Annotated in this window: 18 protein-coding genes; 8 read left to right on the plus strand and 10 right to left on the minus strand. The window is 45.5% G+C overall.

Annotated elements, in window-relative coordinates:
- Positions 1–7: 7 nt before the first annotated feature.
- Positions 8–715 carry a cell division ATP-binding protein FtsE gene (locus tag QE390_RS13425; protein ID WP_307142514.1) on the minus strand — a complete coding sequence of 236 codons (708 nt, stop codon included), beginning with the start codon at positions 713–715 and terminating at the stop codon, positions 8–10.
- A gap of 369 nt (positions 716–1,084) precedes the next feature.
- On the opposite strand from QE390_RS13425, the gene ahcY reads away from it, so the two are divergent.
- From ahcY to QE390_RS13440, 3 genes are all read left to right on the plus strand, one after another.
- On the plus strand, positions 1,085–2,398 hold the full coding sequence (ahcY, locus tag QE390_RS13430) for an adenosylhomocysteinase (protein ID WP_307142515.1): 1,314 nt from the start codon (positions 1,085–1,087) through the stop codon (positions 2,396–2,398).
- 117 nt (positions 2,399–2,515) lie between these two features.
- Positions 2,516–4,147 carry a M1 family metallopeptidase gene (locus QE390_RS13435; protein WP_307142516.1) on the plus strand — a complete coding sequence of 544 codons (1,632 nt, stop codon included), beginning with the start codon at positions 2,516–2,518 and terminating at the stop codon, positions 4,145–4,147.
- A 49-nt stretch (positions 4,148–4,196) separates the two neighbouring features.
- Entirely contained in the window at positions 4,197–4,703 is a 507-nt protein-coding gene (locus QE390_RS13440) for a pyridoxamine 5'-phosphate oxidase family protein (RefSeq protein WP_106635444.1), read from the plus strand.
- A 44-nt stretch (positions 4,704–4,747) separates the two neighbouring features.
- Here the strand turns inward: QE390_RS13440 and QE390_RS13445 are convergent, their stop codons facing one another.
- Genes QE390_RS13445 through QE390_RS13460 form a run of 4 tightly spaced genes read right to left on the minus strand, consistent with a single transcriptional unit; the run spans position 4,748 to position 10,757 of the window.
- Complete coding sequence (locus QE390_RS13445) at positions 4,748–5,863, minus strand: ATP-binding protein (RefSeq protein ID WP_307142517.1); 1,116 nt, start codon at positions 5,861–5,863, stop codon at positions 4,748–4,750.
- Positions 5,864–5,879: 16 nt separating this feature from the next.
- A complete protein-coding gene (locus QE390_RS13450) occupies positions 5,880–6,449 on the minus strand; it encodes a chemotaxis protein CheB (RefSeq protein WP_307142518.1) in 570 nt (189 codons plus the stop codon).
- A 15-nt stretch (positions 6,450–6,464) separates the two neighbouring features.
- Positions 6,465–7,292 (minus strand): protein-glutamate O-methyltransferase CheR, encoded by an 828-nt coding sequence (locus tag QE390_RS13455; RefSeq protein ID WP_307142519.1) that lies wholly within the window; start codon positions 7,290–7,292, stop codon positions 6,465–6,467.
- Between the two features lie 42 nt (positions 7,293–7,334).
- Complete coding sequence (locus QE390_RS13460) at positions 7,335–10,757, minus strand: response regulator (protein WP_307142520.1); 3,423 nt, start codon at positions 10,755–10,757, stop codon at positions 7,335–7,337.
- 319 nt (positions 10,758–11,076) lie between these two features.
- Between QE390_RS13460 and QE390_RS13465 the strand changes: the two genes are divergently transcribed.
- Complete coding sequence (locus tag QE390_RS13465) at positions 11,077–11,460, plus strand: response regulator (RefSeq protein ID WP_307142521.1); 384 nt, start codon at positions 11,077–11,079, stop codon at positions 11,458–11,460.
- 54 nt (positions 11,461–11,514) lie between these two features.
- Here QE390_RS13465 and QE390_RS13470 read toward each other — a convergent pair whose 3' ends face one another.
- The 3 genes from QE390_RS13470 to QE390_RS13480 all read right to left on the minus strand — a co-directional run bounded on the left by QE390_RS13470 (position 11,515) and on the right by QE390_RS13480 (position 16,116).
- The gene (locus QE390_RS13470) at positions 11,515–12,141 is read right to left on the minus strand and encodes an outer membrane lipoprotein carrier protein LolA (protein ID WP_307142522.1); all 627 of its coding nucleotides are present in this window, start codon (positions 12,139–12,141) and stop codon (positions 11,515–11,517) included.
- A gap of 137 nt (positions 12,142–12,278) precedes the next feature.
- Positions 12,279–14,945, minus strand: coding sequence for a DNA translocase FtsK (locus tag QE390_RS13475; RefSeq protein WP_307142523.1), 2,667 nt, complete (start codon positions 14,943–14,945; stop codon positions 12,279–12,281).
- A gap of 133 nt (positions 14,946–15,078) precedes the next feature.
- Positions 15,079–16,116, minus strand: a complete 1,038-nt coding sequence (locus QE390_RS13480) for a quinone-dependent dihydroorotate dehydrogenase (protein ID WP_106635453.1) — start codon at positions 16,114–16,116, stop codon at positions 15,079–15,081.
- A gap of 26 nt (positions 16,117–16,142) precedes the next feature.
- Here QE390_RS13480 and QE390_RS13485 point away from each other — a divergent pair, with 26 nt between their 5' ends.
- From QE390_RS13485 to QE390_RS13500, 4 genes are all read left to right on the plus strand, one after another.
- Positions 16,143–17,285 carry a carboxypeptidase-like regulatory domain-containing protein gene (locus QE390_RS13485; protein WP_307142524.1) on the plus strand — a complete coding sequence of 381 codons (1,143 nt, stop codon included), beginning with the start codon at positions 16,143–16,145 and terminating at the stop codon, positions 17,283–17,285.
- 100 nt (positions 17,286–17,385) lie between these two features.
- Positions 17,386–17,658: a hypothetical protein gene (locus tag QE390_RS13490; protein ID WP_106635455.1), complete on the plus strand. Its 273-nt coding sequence runs from the start codon at positions 17,386–17,388 to the stop codon at positions 17,656–17,658.
- Between the two features lie 74 nt (positions 17,659–17,732).
- The gene (locus QE390_RS13495; protein WP_307142525.1) at positions 17,733–18,647 is read left to right on the plus strand and encodes an ROK family protein; all 915 of its coding nucleotides are present in this window, start codon (positions 17,733–17,735) and stop codon (positions 18,645–18,647) included.
- An 807-nt stretch (positions 18,648–19,454) separates the two neighbouring features.
- Complete coding sequence (locus tag QE390_RS13500) at positions 19,455–19,838, plus strand: DUF4870 domain-containing protein (protein WP_106635457.1); 384 nt, start codon at positions 19,455–19,457, stop codon at positions 19,836–19,838.
- 75 nt (positions 19,839–19,913) lie between these two features.
- On the opposite strand, the gene lgt is transcribed toward QE390_RS13500, so the two are convergent.
- Complete coding sequence (gene lgt, locus QE390_RS13505; protein WP_307142526.1) at positions 19,914–20,771, minus strand: prolipoprotein diacylglyceryl transferase; 858 nt, start codon at positions 20,769–20,771, stop codon at positions 19,914–19,916.
- A 70-nt stretch (positions 20,772–20,841) separates the two neighbouring features.
- Positions 20,842–23,115 (minus strand): T9SS type A sorting domain-containing protein, encoded by a 2,274-nt coding sequence (locus QE390_RS13510; protein WP_307142527.1) that lies wholly within the window; start codon positions 23,113–23,115, stop codon positions 20,842–20,844.
- Positions 23,116–23,167 lie beyond the last annotated feature (52 nt).

The following is a 23,167-nucleotide window of genomic DNA, read 5'->3' on the forward strand; positions in this document are numbered from 1 at the left end:
TTCTCATTTAGCTACCTACGTAATCATTCCGTTCAAAAACCCGGTTATTTTCACAACGTAGCATTCGCTGCGGAAACTTGCGAATCAGGTCAAAGTCGTGCGTAGCCATCAATACCGACATGCCCGATTTATTAATGGAAAGAAATAGACGCATGATTTCTTCCGAAACTTCCGGGTCGAGGTTACCTGTAGGTTCATCGGCCAGTAAAATCTCAGGATCATTCAGCAGGGCCCGGGCAATGCCTACACGTTGCTGCTCGCCACCGGAAAGCTGATAGGGCATTTTATTCATGGAACTACTAAGACCTACCCGAATCAATACTTCGGCTATCCGGGTTTTCATTTTCATAGAATCCGTCCACCCCGTAGCTTTCAGCACAAACTCCAGATTTTGAGTGATGTTACGATCCATGAATAACTGAAAATCCTGGAAAACGATGCCTAATTTCCGACGTAAAAAAGGGATATTCGACCGACGGATGGAATTAAGCTCATACCCGGCAATCTGAGCCGAACCCTTCGTCAGGGGTAAGTCCGCGTAAAGCGTTTTTAGTAGAGAACTTTTGCCACTGCCCGTTCTTCCAATCATATACACAAACTCGCCCTTACCAATGGCGAAGTTCACATTCTCCAGGATAAGCTTATTTCCCGCCTGGTAAATGTCCGCATTAATGACCTGAACAATGGGTTGATTCGTAAACGCTGTATTAATCATACACTAGTTTTCAGTTTACTGTTTTCAGTCTTCGGTTTAGCTTGTAAACGAAAAATGAAACCGTTCCAGTTTGGGGGAACAAATGTGAGGTACTTCTAAAACAAGCACTCAGACAAATAGTTTGCAAATTAAACGCCGAATTGCTTTAACAAAAGTCAGAAGCATCGAATTCAGCTCAATTCTGGGAAACAGCTTTGGAAAGCCCGTAGATACAGGCTAATTTTGTATGAAAATAAGTTACCCGTAATCGATTAGTTTACTGAGCGTTAGCAGTAATGAGCTGACTATTAATGAGTTTTGTTCACCCTTTTACACCTTTGAAACTAATCGTCTCTATCACTTTTTATTGTTAGGTCTTCGAATTAAGCTATGGAAGCTACGCAAACGTACATCCCTTACAAAGTAAAAGACATTTCGCTGGCCGAATGGGGTCGCAAAGAAATCCGCCTGGCCGAAGCTGAAATGCCAGGTCTGATGGCTATTCGTAAAGAATATGGTCCTCAGAAACCACTTGCTGGTGCTCGCATAGCCGGATGTCTGCACATGACGATTCAGACGGCTGTTTTGATTGAAACTTTAGTGGAACTGGGTGCCGAAGTAACCTGGTCTTCCTGTAATATTTTCTCAACGCAGGATCACGCTGCCGCAGCTATTGCCGCCGCAGGTGTTGCTGTTTATGCCTGGAAAGGCATGAACGAAGAGGAGTTCAACTGGTGCATCGAGCAGACTTTGTTCTTCGGCCCGGATCGCAAGCCTCTGAATATGATTCTGGATGACGGTGGCGATTTAACCAATATGGTTTTTGACGAATACACCGAGCTGATCGACGGCATCAAAGGTCTTTCTGAAGAAACTACTACGGGTGTTCACCGTTTGTACGAGCGTTTCCGTAAAGGAACCTTATATCTGCCCGCTATCAACGTAAACGATTCAGTAACGAAATCGAAATTTGATAACAAATACGGTTGTAAAGAGTCGCTAGTAGATGCCATTCGTCGTGGGACGGACTTAATGCTGGCGGGTAAAGTAGCCGTTGTTGCTGGTTATGGTGACGTAGGAAAAGGTTCTGCGGAATCACTTCGTGGAGCAGGTTGCCGCGTATTAGTGACCGAAATCGATCCTATTTGTGCTCTTCAGGCTGCTATGGATGGGTATGAAGTAGTAACCATGGACGACGCTGCTCCCCGGGCTAATATCTTCGTAACGGCTACGGGTAACGTTAACATCATTAAGGAGCGTCACTTCCGGGCGATGAAGGACAAGGCTGTTGTTTGTAACATTGGTCACTTCGATAACGAAATCGATATGGCCTGGTTGAACAGTGCTTACGGTTCTACCAAAACACAGATCAAACCACAGGTTGACCTGTACGAAATTGATGGTAAAGAAGTAATCGTATTGGCTGAAGGTCGTTTAGTGAACCTGGGCGTTGCCATGGGTCACCCTTCTTTCGTGATGTCTAACTCGTTCTCAAACCAGACGTTGGCTCAGATCGAATTGTGGACGAACACTGATAAATACGAGAAGAAAGTATATGTGTTACCGAAACACCTGGATGAAAAAGTAGCGGCTCTTCACCTGGACCACATTGGTGCCAAACTGGAAAAGCTGGAGCCTGCTCAGGCTGAGTACATCGGCGTAACGGTAGAAGGTCCGTTTAAATCCGATCAGTATCGTTACTAATCGTATCGAAATGGGTTGAAAAGCCAGGCTCTTGTATGAAAGGCCTGGCTTTTCTTTTTTTATTTGCACTGTGTTTGTGGTTTTGTGTTAGGTTAATGATTGACTTTTTCCTCCTTCATGAAAAAAATCATAATTATACTCGGTTGTATGTTTCTGGCTATTTCCAAGGGCTGGTCGCAGGTATCACCGGAGGAAAATTTGCGGGCGAATCTGAATCAATTTCGTAGTAATTATGATGTAACTTACTATGAGCTTGAGGTAAAGGTTATACCTCAGACACAGTCGCTGGAAGGTACCGTAACGATGCATTTTCAGACACTCGAAAATCTTCTTCGCTTGCAGGTAGATCTGGATCAGAATCTGGAGGTTTCTACGATTACCTACCAAAAACACAAGCTAGCATTCAAGCGGCAGGATCGGGCTATTTTCGTTGACTTTCTGGAACCAATTCCCAAAGGAGAGCTAGCTTCGATTCGGATTGAGTATAAAGGTCGGCCTCCAATGACCCAGAACGCTCCTCAGCAGGGCGGCTTCGACTGGCGGCAAAACCTATCAGGAAAAGACTGGATTGCCGTTTCTCCCCAGCAAACCGGAGGGAGTGGGTGGTGGCCCTGTAAGGATCATATTTCCGATCAGGCTGATTCCATGCGGATTAAAATTGCGGTTCCGAAGGAATTAATAGCCGTTTCGAATGGCCGATTAACCAGCGTACTGAAAAATCGTTCGGATGGTTTCTGGTCGTATCAGTGGAAAGTGAGTGAGCCCATTCAGACGACGAATGTTATGCTGAGCATCAGCAATTACGTTCTCATCAAAGATACCTACGAGTCCGATGAATACGGAAATCTGGAGTTGAGTTACTACGTCTTACCCACTAACGAAGCCAAAGCCAGAACTCACTTCAAGCAGGTAAAAACCATCTTACGAACGTACGAGCGGATACTGGGAAAATATCCTTTCTGGCGGGACGGATATACGGTTGTTGATACTCCTTTTCAGGGTGTCTATGCACACGGACTTATTCCTTACGCCAATTTTTACCGGAATATTCCCGAACAAAACGTAGATTACACCTTACTACACGGCACGGCTTCGCAGTATTTTGGTAATAGCATCAGTAATGAAAACGAAGCAGCTTTGTGGATTCCCGAAGCTTTTTCTACTTACGCGGAAGCCTTATTCATCGAACGCCGAAAGAGCTACGTAGATGCTCTGGAGTACCTCAAAAAGTACCGGAAGAATATTAAAAATGCGGCTCCGTTGGCGAGCCTTTCCCCAACGGTTCAGATCCGTTCTGATCAGGACCCGGCTTATAAAGGAGCCTGGATCATCCATACGCTCCGAAAAATCGTTAACGATGATTCGGCATGGTATGCCCTTATGCGGGACATTCCCCAGCATTTTGCTCACCAGCTTATCACCAACGAAGCATTGGTACGCTATCTGAATCAGCAATCAGGGATCGACTGTACCCCTTTCTTCAATCATTACCTGTTTCAACTTGACCCGCCAGTGTTTGAGTTTATGGCGGTGGACAACCCCAGACGTTACAAGTTGACCTACCGCTGGCGTTCGCGGGTACCGGGCTTTAAAATGCCGATGCGGGTAACCTTTGGCGATCGTTACCAGACGTTATACCCTACTCAGGAGTGGCAAACCATCACCTTACCCAAGCAGGATGGGCAGAAGTTTGTACTGGATATGGATCGGTTTTACGTGTTTGGAAATCACTTACCCTTGCCTGACTGAAGTTGGTACGGGATTTTCGAGCTTACAGGGAAACTAAAGAAATACAGTTATGGCTGAAGTAAAAGAGTTATCCCAAAGCGAACAGATCGCCTTACTTAAAGATAAAATCAAAGAAGTGAAAGTGGCGATGTTAACTACCTTCAACGATGAGGAGGGGTTACGTAGCCGTCCCATGGCAACTACCGAAATGGAAGAGGATGGGACCTTATGGTTTTTCACGAAAGAGCATTCCCGTAAAACGGACGAGGTCGAGCAGGATCATCGGGTAAGCGTATCCTACGCCGATCCCAACAGTAATACATACGTGAGCGTACAGGGACGGGCCAAAGTGGTTACGGACAAAGCAAAACTGGAAGAGCTTTACTCGCCGGTCCTGAAAGCCTGGTTCCCCGATGGTATAGATGACCCTGAGTTAGCTCTGCTGAAAGTAAATGTGGAAGAAGCTGAGTTCTGGGACAGTTCTTCCAACAAGCTGGTGAACGGTTTCCGAATGCTGAAAGCTGCCATCACCGGCACTAAATTTGAAAGTGGTCAGCACGGAACAGTAACTTTATAAAGTATGTAGCAAAGAGATCTGGTTACCAATCAGATCTCTTTTTATTACTTGTACCAATCAAAGTAGAAAGTGCTGCCAACGCCGGGGGTGGATTCGAGCCGAAATTTTCCGCCTTGTTCTTCCACTAACACTTTTAATATATTTAAGCCAACCCCTGTTTTGACGTCACCCGTTTGCGAAGGCGTATCGTTGACGCCAAATAACTCGAAAAGGCTATCCTGGCCTTCCTGCGTAATACCCGGACCGTTGTCCCTGACGTAAAATTCATAAGCATTAGGCATCTCGTGGCAACCCACCTCTACCAGTCCTTCGGCCTTATCATTATACTTGATTGCATTACTGATCAGATTCTGAAACACCTGCTGTAACTTCAGTTTCCGGGTAAAGAAAGTAGGCATTTGGCCTTGGATGTTGGTCTTGATGGTTCGGGGAGGGAATAGCAATTTGAAAATCTGCTCTACCATTTCCTGCACATTAACCTCTTCAACGGTCTGCTCAGCCAAGCTTTTTCGGGAATAATCCAGAATTTCAGTAATCATGTTTGAAAGGTGATAGGTTGCCTTTTGGGACATGTCCATGTATTCCCGAAACTCTTCCTTACTCAAACTTCCGTCCTCGTATTGCATTTCCAGTAAAGAAAGCATACTGATAATGCCGTTCAGGGGGGACTTGAGGTCGTGAGCCACAATGTAGACGAAATTCTCTAGTTGCTTATTGGTTCGGCGAAGAGCATCCGCTGTGTTTTTTAGCTGATTCTGGTACCGGTATAACTTTTCGAAGACACTAACTTTGGCCTGGGTTACACGAATGTCAAGGGGTTTCTGGAGGTAATCAACCGCTCCCTCCCCGTACCCTTTCAGGACGTATTGCTGTTCTTTATTGAGAGCGGTAACGAAAATGATGGAAATATCCCGGGTTTTAGGGTTGGATTTCAGGATGCGAGCTACCTCGAATCCATCCATTTCGGGCATTTGTACGTCCAGCATAATAAGCCCAATCTGGGGGTTACGCAGGACTATTTTCAAAGCCTCATTTCCTGATAAAGCTTTTATAAAAACCCGATTATTCTGTGCCAGCATTTCTTCCAGCGAAATCAGGTTTTCTTCCCGATCATCCACCAGAAGAATGACAAAATCAGTTAAGGAATCGGTATTGGTCATGAGGTAACTTATAGATTTATAGAGAAAAAAGAGAGTTTATAAGCTCCGAAGGCTTCACTAAAGTCGCGTTGGGCACTAACTGGAGGCCTGCCAGGGGCATAGCCGGAAATGAACTGAATGCAGGGTCCTGAATAAAGGCCTGGCCACCCATTTTAGCCAAATGAGCCAGGCCTTCGGCTCCGTCATGATTAGAGCCACTCAGCAAAATTCCGGCGGCCCGATGGGCATACACATCGCCGACACTTTCAAACGTAGGGTCCAGAGAGGGCCTGCTGTAATGGATGGTTTCCGAATAATCCAGACTAAAACTTCGGTTATCTTCTACCAGTAAATGATAATTCTGAGGAGCCAGATAAACCTGATTCGGTAGAATCAGGTCTTTATCGTTCGGCTCGATAACCTTCGTATGTTTGTTTAAACTCAGCACCTTATCCATTTCACTGGGGCCGGATCTTTGTCGATGCAGCACCAGTATCAGGGCAAAAGAAAAGGTTTCAGGTAATTGTTCAAGGAGTTTTAAAACAATCGGAAAACATCCGGCTGAACCGCCTATCACGACTATTTCCGGTCCTATTTTCGTTCTCAAATCTACGGACGTTAGCTAGCTTTTACGTCTGAAAATCTTGGCATCGTCTTTAATGGTATCAAATTTCGGACGTACATCCATAAATAACAAGGACTCTTTCATACCCAGGGCCATGTATCCCAGCGGGACCAGACTGTCGTAAAACAAGTGTAAAACTCTGTTTTGTAAAGTCTTGTTGAAATAAATCAAAACATTTCGACAGCAAATAAGCTGAAATTCATTGAAAACCTGATCGGTTACCAGATTGTGTTGCGAGAAAAGTACGTTTTTCAACAAACTGGAATCCAGAATAACATGATCGCGTTTAGCTTCGTAATAGGACGAAAAATCCTCTGTTCCGCCCGAGCGTAGGTAGTTCGCCGTGTACTCTTTCAGGGCGTTCAGCGGCATAATGCCCCGGCGGGCTTTTTCAAGATTCGCCGGATTCAGATCCGTTGCATAAATGCGGGTTCGGTCGAGTAAGCCAGCTTCCTTCAACAGAATCGCCATGGAAAAAACTTCTTCGCCCGTAGCACACCCGGCGTGCCAGATTTTAATAATCGGGTAGGAGGCCAGCCGTGGAATCACCGTTTCCCGTAGGGCCTTGTAAAAAATCGGATCCCTAAACATCTCGGTAACATTTACCGTCAGGGTTTGCAAAAACCAGTTAAAAAACGAAGGTTCGTTTAGTAAATGATGCTGCAAGTCGGAAACGGTTTTCACACTGGAGGCCTGCATGCAATGCTTGACCCGCCGGGTGAAAGAAGCTCGGGAGTAATCTCCAAAATCATAGCCGTATTGTTCTCGTATAATCTGAATAATATCGTCTATTTGTTCCGGTAGAATATCAATCCATTCATTCATAAATCGCTTTGGCTAATGCTTTTTCACAAGCCAACAGCTGGGTTAACCTTGTGAAAGCCAGACTCGTATTAGGGATAATAATTGTTTACTGTCAATGGGTTTAGTAATGTAATCAGAAGCCCCAGCCTCGATGCACTTCTCCCGATCTCCCTGCATAGCCTTGGCGGTCAGGGCAATGATGGGCAGTTTCTCGAAGCGTTTGTTGGCCCGGATGTGCCGCATGGCTTCGTACCCGTCCATTTCCGGCATCATAATGTCCATCAGCACCAGCGTTGTATCGGGGTTATCTTCCAGCGATTCCAGCGATTCCCGACCATCACCAGCAGTAATCACATGCATTTCGTGTTCTTCCAGTAACGTGCTCAGGGAGAAGACATTCCGCATGTCATCATCAACCACCAATATCTTTTTGCCCTTCAAAGCTTTTTCAGGAATAATGGCCTGAGCTTTGGGTAATACCGGCGGGTTTTCTACTTTAAACAAAAACAGTTCCAGCTCGTCGAGCAGACGATCTTTAGCCAATTGGGAGTTCCGAATAATGACGTCTGACACCTTTTTCAATTTGGCTTCGTCGGCAGGTAATAAATCCTGATTCATGAACAAAATCGTCGGAATCCGCCGCGTACCCCGGGCTAGCTGAATGGACTGAAGGTTTTGAAAAGATTTTTCAGCCGAATCACCTGCGTCCACCAGAATGCTATGGAAATCCTGATTCATTAATCGGCTACAAGCTTCTTCAAGGGTGGTAACAAACTGCGTATGGATGTGATAGTCACGCTCTTCCAGCCATTTGCCAATGGAATTTTCCAGGGTTTTATTCTCCGTCAGAATCAATAATTTCTTCTCGTTGGAAGGAACCTCATCCGCAAACTGAGTAAATACTTCATTCAATGTATCATGAGCGGAGGCTTTATTCGTATAAGTTTCGGCCCCTTCGATTACTTCCCGTGGCTTGTCTTCCGAGGTAATGATATGAACAGGGATGGGCTTGAGAAGAGCATCACTTTTGAGGTATTTCAGCACTTCCCAGCCGCTAATGCCGGGTAACTGAATATCCAGTAAAATGGCTGACGGGAAAAATTTGCGGGCGTAATACAGCCCTTCTTCACCACTAATAGCCACGATGGTTTTATACCCTTTGGTACGGACGTAATCGCGTAGTAAATGAGCAAAAAGCGGATCGTCTTCAACGATTAAAACACTTCGGTCATGCGACTGGATCGAATCCCGGTCATCATGCACTACGTCCTGCTCTGTTCGGTGTTCAGGGAAAGTGACCTGTTCCAGCTCTGCTTCTTTTTCGGGAACGGGAACAGGCGTAGAGGCTTTGTAAGCCAGGGAAGGCAGGTAAAGTGTAAACTTACTTCCTTTTCCGACCGTGCTTTCTACGCGAATTTCCCCACCTAGCAGATGAGCCAGCTCTTTGCAAATGGATAATCCTAAGCCCGTTCCGCCGTATTTTCGGTTGGTTGAGCCATCGGCCTGCTGAAAGGCTTCAAAGATTAACTGCTGTTTTTCGGCGGGAATACCAATGCCGGAATCCTGAACACTTAGAGCCAGGACTTCACGGGCTTCGTTGAGGTTATGGGTAAAGAAACCACTGCGGGGTCGGATCAAATCAATGCTGAACTTGATCGTGCCTCCTGCTGGCGTAAATTTGAAGGCATTGGAAAGTAAATTCTTGATAATCTGCTCGATGCGTTGTTGATCGCTGGCAAAACTTTGTGGAGCCACTTCCCCACGAATGGCCTGGAACTGAATACTTTTTTCATCAGCTAAAGCACCGAATAATTCCTGCATATTTCTCAGGATGTGAGCCGAATATACTTCCTCCTGAATAACGTCGACTTTCCCTGCTTCGATTTTCGATAAGTCCAGAACATCATTAATCAGGGTTAACAAATCATTACCCGATTTGAAAATGACCCGGGCGTGTTCCACCTGTTTTTCTGTCAGGTTACCGGGCTTATTATCCGCCAATAAACGGGCCAGAATCAGCACACTGTTCAGCGGTGTACGTAACTCATGCGACATGTTAGCGAGAAATTCCGACTTGTATTTACTCGTCATTTCCAGTTCACGAGCCTTGGAGGCGAGAGCCTGTCGGGCCGATTCCATGGCTTCGTTACGCTCTTCGAGTTCAGCGTTAACCTGCCGCAATTCTTCTTCCTGTACCCGCATTTCCTCTTCCGAAGCTTGAAGAGCTTCGGTTTGACGGGTTAATTCTTCATTCGTTTCCCGCAGGTAGTTCTGCTGGTCTTCCAGTACTTTCTTCTGCTCCTGAACCTGCGTAAGTAAAAGATTATTGGCCTCCTGAATCAAACTGGCATCCAGAGCAACGGCAATGTTATCTTCTACCGTTTGTAATAAAGCCAGAGCCGCCTCACTGAAAGGCTGGAACGAAGCTAGCTCAATGATCCCTTTTAGTTTATGATCTACCCATAAAGGCACAAAGACCAATTCTCCCGGAAGAGCCGAACCTAGCCCTGCTTCCAGACGCCAGAAGTCAGCCGGAACCTGATTCAAGTGTTGTAAGTGCTTACGCTGAGCAGCTTTGCCAATTAACCCGGCTCCTAAAAGGTATTCGATGGGAGCATTCTGAGGAAGACCAATGGCGGCTTTGCGTAATAATTTATCTCCCTCAACCACATACAATGATGCAGCCTGAATATTCAGGTATGAAACCAACTCATTAATCACCGTATTCGTCAGGGATTCTGTATTATGTGTAACGTGTAAACTGTCATTAATCATGGAAACGCCCGTTAATAACCAGTTTTTCTGTTCGGCTTCATCGTTAAGTTTGGAAACCACATCCAACTTAAGGCTCAACTCCTTCTGGGTAGCCTGACGTTGTTTTAATTCTGCTAAAATCAAATAGATGAATAAGGAGGCAATGAGGATGGCGATGGCCATGGAAATCAGAATCGTAATGGCCGCCACCCGAAAAGCCGAAGCCTGAGTGGCTTGCCGTTCTTTCAGTAGGTTTTCCTCAATGCTTATCATCTTATCAATGCCCGAACGAATGGCACTGATGCGAGTACTTTCGTCATTGATGGTTTTGAGGTTATGGATTGAATTTTCTGGCAGCGACCAGAATCTAAGGATTGCTTGTAAGGCATCCTCAATTCTGGAAAGGTGAACGGTCTGAGCGGCGTTGTCAGCCATCAGTTGCTCCAACGTCTTGATTTGAGCTTCCAGTTGGTTATGAGCAAGGGTAAACTCCTTCGTGGAGTTTTTATTGAGCGGATTAATCCGTCTATCCCGCTGAGCTACGTGCATTTTCTGAAGCAGGTGGCGGGAATTTTCCAGGTGGTTGATTGTTTGATAGGTATGGGTAACCCAATCGGAGTCTTCCGCTTGTTTCAGAAACGTGCGATAAGTAAAGACTCCCACCACAATTAATAGGGAAATTCCAAGAATAAAAATTAAATTAACTTTACTTTTAGCAGATATCGAATTCATAAACCAGGCTCTGAGAAGAAAGGATTACTGATGGAAGTACACCATCAGAACGGCAAATTACGCACGAGGTAAACATTTGTGAAGGAAAGCAAAAGGTATTTTAGTAAAATCGTAGAAAATAGGTAGATTGCTGTCTATAATCTGCTCAACGATTATCAATTGCATCTACCGGAGATTATTTTGTATTTAAGTAGAGAATTGATAGTACAAGCGATTCATCCAGCGGATCTGTTGAAGAAATTTTCATGCGTAAACAGCATGATTTTGAAGCATTCAACCAGAAAAGAATCGATTGATCGTAGGCTCTGACCTTGTTCGTATGAATTATAAATCTCCTTCGATAGTAATAGCTGAAGACGAGGCTTTGACGCTAAAGATGTTAACCTATCGTCTGCAAAAAGAAGGCTTTGAAGTACGTTCGGCATCGGATGGCAAGCAAGCTTTGGCATTACTAAGTGAGTCTACACCCGATCTGGTATTGACCGACTTGCTTATGCCCCATCACACAGGTATTGAGATTTTAACGTATGTAAAAGAGCAACTGGGGAACGACATTCCGGTAATCATATTATCGGGTCTAGGGCAGGAAGCCAGTGTTACCGAAGCCATGCGTTTAGGGGCCGCCGGATACCTTGAAAAACCCGTTAATCCCAATGATCTGGTTCGTACCATCAGGAAGATAGTACAGGGAGTACTTTCCTAAACACAATGAAGGCCCGATCAATGTCGGGCCTTCATTGTGTTTAGGAAGAAGCAATTAATCACGTAAATCAATCACTTCTACGCCTGGGTATCTGGCTTTATTGAAGGTGAATTGATTATCTGCCACTGCTACATTAGGTGTAAATTTGCTGATTTTGAAATGCTGTACTCGGCCCGATTTATCCGTAATCTGCCAGCCTTTGAGCGTGTTATCTTTCTGAGAAATCGTCAGTCGTACTTTAGATACATTCGAAGACTTCCCTTTGTTTGGCGTTAGGTCAATTACTGCGTTACCAGCTTTTCCTGCTTCCACCAGTTTATAAGTGTACCCATTTTTGTAGATGTTGTAAATATTCGCCGGACTGAATTCATTACTGGCCGGATCGTTGCTGGAGATATTCACCTCATTGGCCTCTTTCACGTAAGTAGCCACGGTCTTGCCATCATTAAAAACTTCCTGACCGGCTAGTTTCAGGTGATATTTTCCTCCTTTAGTCGTGATGACTCCCGCGTCTGAACCATAGTTAAAGGCCGCAGTGAAGGAAGAAAAAGACTGATATTTTTTGCTCATGGCATCCAGAATCGCAGCGGCTTTGGCATCCTGGGCCTGGCTAACGATTGGAGAAATGAGTAGGAGGGTTGCAACAAACAGACGTTGAATATTCATGGTATATCGTTTCATGGATTACAGAAAGTAACGGAATGGGCCATTACTTGGTTTTGGGGAAATGTTAAAAATTGTGAACCAAAGGATCGTTACACATAAATAGCCACGAACGTTCATCCGTGGCTATTTGAAGTCTTCTGAAAAGAGAAGGATTATAATCGCAATTCTTTAAATAACTCCTCCAGCCGTTCTTCGCTTTGAATCAAAACTTCGCGGGCTTTTGAACCTTCAAAGGGACCGACCACGCCCGTGGCTTCCAACTGATCCATGATACGGCCCGCCCGGTTATACCCGAGTTTCATTTTCCGTTGAATCAGAGAAGTAGAGCCTTGCTGATGAATAACAATCAGTCGGGCCGCGTCTTTATACATTGGATCGAGCTGAGCAAGATCTACATTTTTCTCTTCATTACCGGATTCGTCACCCTCAAATTCAGGCAATAAGTAGGCATCCGAATACCCCTGCTGTTCGCCAATGAAATCGCAAATCGCATCTACTTCGGGCGTATCCACGAAAGCACATTGCAGACGCGTCATGTCTGAGCCTTGCAGGAAGAGCATATCGCCCTGACCTACGAGCTGATCTGCTCCGCTGGTATCCAGAATCGTCCGAGAATCGACTTTCTGGGTTACCTTGAAAGACAAACGAGCCGGGAAGTTAGCTTTGATTTTACCCGTAATAATATCCACCGAAGGACGCTGCGTGGCAACAATCAGGTGAATGCCAATGGCCCGAGCCAACTGAGCCAGACGAGCAATGGGCGTTTCTACCTCTTTTCCCGCGGTCATCATTAAGTCCGCCAGCTCATCAATCACCAACACGATGTACGGTAGAAAACGGTGCCCTTTTTCGGGATTCAGACGACGTTCAATGAACTTCTGATTGTATTCTTTCAGGTTCCGGCAACCGGCGTTTTTGAGTAACTCATACCGCGAATCCATTTCCACGCAAAGCGAATTGAGCGTGTAAATAACTTTCTTGGTATCTGTAATAATAGCGTCTTCCGTACCAGGTAATTTCGCCAGGAAGTGTCGCTCGATTTTACTAAACAAACTTAACTCCACCTTCTTCGGATCGACCAATACCAGTTTGAGCTGAGAAGGGTGTTTTTTGTAGAGTAAAGAAGCCAGAATAACGTTCATCCCTACGGACTTACCCTGTCCGGTAGCCCCGGCAATGAGTAAGTGAGGCATCTTTGCCAGATCGGTTACAAAGATTTCGTTGGAAATGGTTTTGCCTAGAACCACGGGTAACTCAGCCGTTGATTTCTGGAATTTCTCGCTTGCCACTACCGCCCGAATACTAACCATTTCGCGGTTTTTGTTCGGAACTTCAATGCCAATCGTTCCCTTTCCGGGCATCGGAGCAATAATCCGAATTCCCAAAGCTGCCAGCGACAGGGCAATATCATCTTCCAGCGACTTAATCCGGGAGATTTTTACCCCTGCCGAAGGAATGATTTCATACAGGGTAACGGTTGGCCCTGGCGTAGCTTTAATACTGGCAATACTGATGCCGTAGTCACTCAGGGTGCGAACGATGGTATCTTTTTTCGACTTTAATTCCTCCTCCGAAACCTGAGCTTTATCCGGAGCATATTCCTTCAACAGGTCAACTCCTGGATACTCATACCGAGCCAAATCAAGCGTTGGATCGTATAAACCCAGTTCCTTGATTAGATTTTCGTTGGGCTTGGTATCGAGTTTTTCAATTTTCTTCTGAGGTAATATTTCTTCTGCCGGAACCTGTTCGATGATAAAATCTGGCTCGGCATTTCCTGCCTTGGGGGTGGATTTATTTCCGCTACCATTAACCGTTACCGGAGGAACATAGGCTTCTACTTCCTCGAAAGCAGGCTCCGGTTCAGGCTCAACTTCAGGTTTCAGCTCTACGGGCAGACGAACGGGCGTTTCCAGCACCCGTCGGGCATCTTCAGCCAGACGATTTACTTTTTCCAGCTGAATCTGCTCCAGATCCTCTTCGGGTTCTTCTGGCTCCGGTTCTTCTTCGATTTCTATTTTGGGTTCCACCGCAAACGGTATACGGGGGGCAGGTTTAGGGATTTCCTTCGCTACCGGAGCGGGTTTTTCTGTTTCCGGTTCTAGCTCTTCTTCTTCCTCTGTTTCTTCTAATTCCTTGAATAAATTTTTAAACGGATTACTGATGCTGGGCTTCGGAACCTTCATTCCTTCGACTTTCTCGGCAACGTGTTCCAGTGAATCAACCCGGTAGAAATAAATCACAAAAACAAACAAGCTTGCCGCAATGACTGCAATAGAGCCCCAACCAATTAAATTATACAGTAACTGGTTGATTAATAGGCCAATGCCGCCGGAAAGTGTGCTGAGATTTGCCTGAGAATTGGAGTATAACACCACAAAGCCCAGAACTGAACTAACCCAGAGCGTATAGAAAATGGCCTGATAGGTTAACCGCTTTAACGGAAAAATTTCCCGGGCAAAAGTCATTTTTATACCCGCCACCAGTAATACCGGAATGATCAGAAAAGAAGCGATTCCGAACCATTGGAACACGAAAAAATGAGCAACAACGGCTCCGGTTAAACCCAGCCAGTTTTGTACTTTCTGCCCGGATTCGTGAATGGAGGTCTTGAAAGCAGAGCCCACAACGCTCTGATCGGCCTCACCCGAAATGAGGTACGAGAAAAAAGCCAGAAACAGTAATACCGAAAGTAATATGGTCAATCCTCCTACGACCAGCCGCGTACTGGGTCCAGGGGCTTTGGGCTTAAAGCTTTTAGCGGCTAGACTAGCTGGTTTTGAGGAAGATTTTTTAGCAGAATCTACCTTTTTTGCCATGTATGGATACTAATAATAAAGCGAAACCCTAGAAATGAACTAGCGTTATCAGTGGGAGGAACGGTCTGATTTAAGATCGAAAATTTACAAAAGTAAACTGGCGAAATGAATTTATGTTCCAGATAAATTTTAATTAAGCGGGATTCTGTAGTAAATACTTACAAATTCGCTTCACCAGACCCGGGCCTTCGTAAATGAAACCCGTATAGACCTGTACCAAACTGGCTCCGGCCTGAAGTTTTTCCCAGGCATCTTCCGGTGAATGAATCCCGCCAACGCCGATGATGGGAAACGAGCCACCTGAGTGCTGGTGTAAGTAACGAATGACTTCCGTAGAACGATTCCGAACGGGTTTACCGGACAATCCGCCTGCTCCGATGCTTTCAATTACGGAAGCGGGCGTTTTTAGGTTTTCTCTGGAAATCGTCGTGTTGGTGGCAATGACTCCGGCAATGCCGCTGGTTTGTACAATTTCAATGATATCATCCAACTGACTATCCGTTAGATCTGGAGCAATTTTCAGCAGAATAGGTTTGGGTTTGGCCTGTTTCAGGTTTTCTGTTTGCAGGGTAATTAACAATTCCGTCAGTGGTTCTTTTTCCTGAAGGGCCCGTAAGTTAGGCGTATTGGGCGAACTTACGTTTACCACAAAGTAATCCACCGTTTCCTTCAAATCGTGAAAACAGGCCAGATAATCCTGAACGGCATTTTCGTTGGGCGTTACCTTATTCTTACCAATGTTTCCGCCAATTAATACCTTACTTTTCCGGCGTTTGAGTTTCTCGGCAGCTACCCGGGCTCCTTTGTTATTGAAACCCATGCGATTAATTATACCCTGATCAGCTTTCACGCGAAACAAACGAGGCTTGTCATTACCGGGCTGAGGGCGGGGCGTTACCGTGCCCATCTCAATAAATCCAAAACCCAGGTCTGCGAGTTCGTCTATCAATTCGGCATTTTTATCAAACCCAGCTGCTAGTCCAACGGGGTTTGGAAAGCGTAATCCGAAAACTTCGCGTTCCAGCCGGGGATCTTTTATCGTAAAAAACTGACGGGTTAATGCGGATACAAAAGGTATCTTGGCACTAAATTTCAGTACATTGAATGTAAAGTAATGAACCTGTTCAGGATCGAAGCAGAAGAGAATGGGGCGAATCAGAGCTTGGTACATGGGACAAAAATACGCACTTTGTAGCTATGAAATCGTTGTTATTGCTTTTCGTTTTAGTGACTTTTCCTAATTTTCTCTTTGCCCAGGGAACACTCAAGGGCCGGGTAATTAATGCCGAAGACCAGAAACCCCTGCCTTTTGCTAACGTTTTTCTGGCGAACACCACCAAAGGAACGACTACTTCTGATGTAGGTGCATTTACCCTGACCCAGATTCCCGCCGGAACGCAGGAGTTAGTGGTTTCTTACGTTGGTTTTCAAACGCAAACGCTTCGCATCGAAGCCAATAACTCAGAGCAAAGCCTGGAAATCAAGCTCAAACCTAACCCTAATCAGTTAGCAGAAATTAAAATTAAATCAAAACGAGACAAAAACTGGAATCAGCGTTACGAGCAGTTCACGAGCTTATTTCTGGGAACGACGGAAAATGCCAGAAGAACAAAAATTCTGAATCCTGAAGCGGTCTGGATTAATGAAGATTCAACCAAAACCTGGATAACCGTAGGCAGTCGAGAGCCTCTGCTGATTGAATGTCCGGCTCTGGGGTATCGAATTAAATACCAACTGGAAGGCTTTGCCTATCACCAGAAACAGGGGTATTTATCATACATCGGTTACCCGGTTTACGAAGAAATGATGCCTAAACGAAGCTCTGATTCGACCACCTGGCAAAAAAATCGGGCGATGGCTTACTACGGTTCGTTAACCCATTTTTTGCGATCGATTCATGAAGGCAAAATGGAAGAGGCGGGTTTTAAAATTCAGCAAATGGTGGAGTTGAAGAGTTCGCCGCTGAATGCCTTACTCTGGCAGAGTGAAAAACTCAGCAATCCTGTCCTCACGGGCTTTGAACGGTATAAAGTAATTCCCGAATTTCAACCCGCTTCGGCCATTGTGGTTGCCCGGTTGTCTACCAAAGAACAAACCATTTTAAGTTTTCAGGGGGGCCTGCAGGTAAGTTATGTGGAGAAGAAGAATCGAAGTGCTGCCGGAGAGGTCAATAGCCGGAGAGACCAGATAAGCGTGGTTGAGTTGATGAGTCAGATGGTAAAGATCAAGCCTAACGGACAAATTTTCCCGGTAATGGACCTGCTGGTTTCGGGGGCTTTTTCGCATCAGAAAGTAGCTGACTCCTTACCGTTTGATTACGTACCTACCGAGTTACCCTGAACGATTCGATTCATTGGGCTGGCAAGAATGTTTTTAGTAGTACAAGGGTTAACTAAACAGAAGGTGGTAAAAATGAATACCTTCATTAATCAGAAGAAACATGGAAACGTATCAGACGCTGGCTCCGGCTTATGTAGAATTACTGCAAAAGGCCATTGGTAATAAAAATAGACTGGAATATTTCAACGAATATCGGGAGTATAAACTTGCGGATTCTCCCTTGAAGCAGTTGATTACAAACGAAAAAGGAGAATTTCTGGAGCTGGCCACGGGGCAGACCATTCCTTTGAATCAAATCATTAGTCTAAATTCTATTTTCTTTCCCGGCTACGAGGATTATCAGGAAGTACTGAGCGTTCGTTGCAGTCGTTAGTGAACGGAGGGAGTTTATTCGAAAAAATACCTTACTTTCGAGGCTATCTCCAGTTGTTATTACCTATTTGACTTATGAAGTATTACCTCGGCATTGAAATTGGTTCGGGTAAGTTACACCTGGCCGTTGCGGATGAGACGAATACAGTTCTGGAACAGATTCGTCACGCTGTCACTCCCGAACAAACGGCGGATGATCATCGAAATTTGTTGGAAACCTCCATTGGGGATTTACATACTCGGTATCGGTTTGCATCGGTTTGCGTGGGTTTTAGTGGCCCGGTAGATTGGCAGCAGGGTAAAACCATTCGATCGTATCGGGTAAATGGCTGGGCTAATTTTGATCTGAGCGACTGGCTGGAAGATATTCTACGGTGTCCCTGTAAAATTGAAAATGATGCGAATCTGGCCGCGTTGGCTGAAGCTTTGCAGGGGTCAGGAAAGAATTATCCAACTGTTTTCTATTTGAAACTAGGATATGGAATTGGGGGAGGATTGATTCAAAAAGGCCAGATTTACCACGGTGCCCGACCCGGAGAATCTGAAATTGGAAAGATACGTCTGGATCGCTCAGGAACGACGCTTGAGAATGTAGCTTCTATTCGGTCGATCGTAGAAAAAATCAAGACAGAAGTAACACAACATCCCGATACAGATCTTGCAAAAGCGTTTTCTGAAAACAACGTAAACGATTACCTAACCAAGAACATCGGGCAGGATGCCTGGGCAACGCAGGTAATGCAGGAAACGGCAGATCATCTAGCTTTTGGACTTTCGCACGTGATTCATTTATTACACCCTGATCTGATTATTATCGGCGGTGGTTTCCTGCCCCTAAGCGATCATTTACGATCGGTTATTGAAAAGATATTGCCCACGTATGTAGTAGAAGCTTTCCGTCCCTTACCCAAACTTGCCATGGCTCAACTAGCCGACGAAGCTGTAGTTCGCGGGGCATTATTGGTGGCTCGGCAGAATAGTTATCTTTAGCGTTTGGAGCGGCCGCCGCTGCGGTTTGGAGTTTGGAGTTTGGAGTTTGGAGTTTGGAGTTTGGAGTTTGGAGTTTGGAGTTTGGAAAAGAGAAAACCCGTAAAGATAGAGAAGACGTTTTGAAATGGGAGATATAACCCCGGAGGGGTTTAATATGAATAGCCCCGGATGCCAATCCGGGGTTTTCGTATATATAGGTACATATTCCCTCCCTGGCTGGTGTCCTCACCAGCTATTATTTAAGTGGTTGGTGAGGACACCAACCAGGGAGGAGGGCGGATGATTGCCCATCCGAAAAAGCATAGCAATTAAGCATTCAGGTAGCGACGCGACTTCATCGCGTCTGGGTAAGAGGCGGTTTTTTGTTAAGATTCGAAGGATTACGCATTCCCGCCTTGGCTGGTGTCTTCACCAGCCATTACTTAAGTGGTTGGTGAGGACACCAACCAGGGCGGAGGGCGAATGATTGCCAACCCGAAAAAGCATAGCAATTAAGCATTCAGGTAGAGACGCGACTTCATCGCGTCTAGGTAAGAGGCGGTTTTTGTTACGATTCAAAGGATTCGCATGTCCCGGCCAGATGTGATGAAGCCGCTTCGCTACCAAGAGGGCACTAGATCCCTAGCTACTCCACACAACTTACTTTTGCCAGACGCCATTTTCAGATCAAAACCGTTTTTGAACCAAAATAAGTTTGGATCATTCCGTTTATCCTTTCTGTGCAAGGAAAGACCCGCAGTTCTTTGGGCTTGTTTAATAAAATGCATAGAATTGCCTCATAATCAATCTCCTTATCTCTGACTATCTATGGAAAATCAACCGTACTCTCAAACCCCAATACCCCTGAGTGATCCTGATTCCCGTACCTGGGCGATGCTGGCTCACTTGAGTAGCATTATTGCCAGCTTTCTAGGCGGCATGGCCTTCCTCGGACCACTGATTGTCTGGCTCATTTTTCGCGAACGTTCGTCCTACGTTGATTATCACGGTAAAGAAGCTTTAAACTTTCAGATCCTGATGTCGATTGTCATCATTGGTGGTGTCATACTCGGTGTTGTTACGTGTGGATTGGGTTTTGCAGTCTTTCCTGTTATTGTAGTCATTGATGTTGTTTTCGTAGTAATCGCTGCGATTAAAGCGAATAATGGTGAATACTACAAATACCCCTTTAACTGGAGAATCGTCAAATAATTAGCCAGTGAGGGCATAAAAAAAGAGCAACCGGTGTAAACCGATTGCTCTTTTTTTATGGGTAATCAGGAGCAATTACTTTGATTCATTCTGACGAACCGACTGCGGAGCCGAGTTCAGGAAAATGTTGGTTTCGTGACGGCGAATGGCCCAGAATATACCAACCAAACCAAACAACACGGCTGGAACACTCAGAAGCTGACCAAGGTTATAGGTCATCTGGTCTTCAAACGTTACTTGATTTTCTTTGTAAAATTCGTACACAAAACGAAGTGTAAAAACCACAACCATGAAAATTCCAGTGGTTAAACCCTGTGGTAAATTGGTTTTGTATCGACGCCAGATCAGGTAAAGCACGATGCAGAGAATGAAGCAGGAAATGGCTTCGTATAACTGCGAAGGATGACGCGGCACGGGAGAAAATTCCGTGTTATTAACGAAAATAAAGGCCCAGGGCACACTCGTAGCTTTGCCAACGATTTCAGAATTCATAAGGTTACCCAAACGAATGAAACAACCCGCCAGGGCAACGGTAATGACGATACGATCGGTAATCCAGAAAAAGTGAATTTTTTTGGCTCTGGCGAAGAGGTATAATCCCGTAAAAATACCAATGGCTGCTCCGTGGCTTGCCAGACCCGCATAGGGGGGGAGTAACATATCCTTGAACCAACGCCAGGGGTTGGCAAAGAACATGGGATATTCGTAAAAAATATAATGACCCACGCGAGCACCGATTACGGTTGCCAGTACCATGTATAAGGTGAGGCTATCTACCCAGTCTTCGGGTAAACCTTCTTTGCGGAAAATGTGCAGAATGATTCGCTGACCAATCAGAAAACCGAGGGCGAATAATAACCCGTACCAACGAACCGAAAAAGATCCGATGTTGAAAATTTCGGGGTTAACGTCCCAGACAATATAGTTTAACATGCAGAAAGGAGTTTCAGGCGGTAAAAATAGAGGGTATTTCTTAGGTTGAGGCGGCTTTTACCAATTTTCGCTATCTTACTACCACTTTACGGGTAATCTTTCCACGGGTAGCGGTCTGAATTTCAATAAGATACATGCCTGTAGGAAGGCCTTTTAAATCTAAGGTATAACGTTGAGCGGTCACGCGTGTGACCTGCCCCAGCCATTGCCCCAGCATACTATAAGCCTGAACCTGAGCTTCAGCGTCGGTTTCAATAACCAGTTGCTGCTCGTAGGGATTAATCGGGTTGGGGTAAATCTTTACCATTTCCGAACCCGTATTCGGCGTAGGCTTTAGCTTTTCAGATTTATTTTTCAGGAAACGTAATCCACCCGTAGCCGTCCCTGCGATCAGATCGGGCAGGCCGTCGTTATCCAGATCTCCGGCAGCAATGGAAGCAGGACCGCTGAGTCGAAGCGAAGTAATACCAGCGATAGAACCTGTGATGGCACTGGTATCCGCCTTTAACTCCGACTGATTCAAAAAATCATTAAAAACGCTCATCGATCCATTGGAATAGGTAGCCAGCAAATCAGGACGTTCGTCGCCATTGACATCCGCGGAGGTAATGGAAAAGCCCCGGTTTAGGTAATTTTCCTGCAAACCACCATACGTTTTCGTTTCGACTTGGTACACTGGCTGGGTGTTTGTTCCGATATTTCGATGATACTGAATGCTTCCGTAATACGTGCCCAGTAACACATCAATTTTTCCATCACGGTTTACGTCCTGATACACCGGAACTGCCCCAAAGTAATAACCATCGGGCAAGGGTAAGGAAGTTAAGTCAGCACTGTTCAATTGAAAAGCAGCGTTTCGACTGCCTTTATTAGGAATGTAACGAATCATTGAACTCACAAACGTTTCAGCCGTAAAACCCAGATCCGGGATGCCGTCGCCCGTGAGATCGGTCACGAAAATCTTCACCTCCGTAATTAACAGATTTTCTTTACTCTGAATCTGAGCGGCCAATCCAAGGTAATCTTCTGTCTCCAGCACAAAATGAGCTTTCTGAGGCGTGCCCGTATTTCGGAATAAGGCAATTCCTCCGCGATACCCCTGATCTGAACGTACACCAGCGTAACCCACCAGCAAATCCAAATCGCCATCGCCGTCAATATCGGCAAGGGCGGTGGTAGCGTTAGTGCCCAGGTCTACCATTTCATCCTGAAGAAAATTTTCTTTTCGGAAGGTAATCGCAGGTTTAGCGGAGGTGCCAGTGTTTTCATACAGCCAGGCCGATTTCCGAAAATTGATTTGTTTCAGTTGATCGTCCTGATAAACGTTAATGGCTGAAATGAAATCTGGTTTTCCATCGAAAGTAACGTCTTCCGCAAAAGAAGAAGGGAAAATATAAAAATCAACGGGGTGGTCATTGGGGAAGTTATAGTCGGCGGAAGCAAATTTGGCCGTTTGCTTCGTACCCACGTTCGGCATATAGGCAATGCGATTTTGGGTCACGTGTCCAAAGAAGATGTCTTTCAGTCCATCGCCGTTAAAATCCCAGAGTAACAGCGTATTCCCCGTATGCTTGGGACGACCGCCGGGGTTGGTAACATTGCTGGTATCGGCACAGTGACTCATGCCCGTGTTACAATCCATATTAAAGCAGATGTCGCCATAGTGTTCCTTAATGAAGTTACCCCAGCAATACCCAATCTTCTGAAAATCAAGCCCAGCCTTGCCCGTTCGCTCGACGCTCATGTTCTGGTGGTATTCCGTAAAGTTTCCCGAAGGATCGAACAATACCAGGTCTATATCGCCATCGCCGTCAAGGTCTTCAATGCCCGGAATATCTGGTGAGGAAATCTGTAGGTTCACTTTGCCGGAAAACCCCTGCGTCATTAGGGGAACAGCGGCGGGTTCCCATTTAAAGTTCCCATCGCTGGTGGCTACATTCCGGTAGACCTGCACGCCAGCAGTATGGCGGGCGAATAAGTCTTTTCGACCATCCTGATCAAAATCACGCAGCAGCATCCAGCTATCCATCTCTGGAAAAATCGCTTCGTATTGAGGAGCATAACGCCAGACGTAACTGCCTCCCTGAGCTACGGCTACGAAGGTGAAAACTTTACTGGTAGTACGATCAAACACCACCAAATCCTCCACTGTATCCTGATTCAGATGCATTTTGGAAAACTGGGGAGCGTTCAGTCCACCCGCCCAGGCATTAGGAAGCGTACGACCCTGAATACTTACCTGAGCAGTGGTATCAAAGGCAAAGGAAAAAGTCTGTGCAGAGGTAGAGAACGAAATAAAACAATAAAGCAGCCCAAGGGCGGTTAACAGGTAATGGTTTTTCATTGCATCTTTGTCGAATCAGTAGTAAAACGAACAGAACTCCGGTTTAGCGTTT

This window comes from Siphonobacter sp. SORGH_AS_1065, from assembly GCF_030818595.1.
Taxonomy (GTDB): domain Bacteria; phylum Bacteroidota; class Bacteroidia; order Cytophagales; family Spirosomataceae; genus Siphonobacter.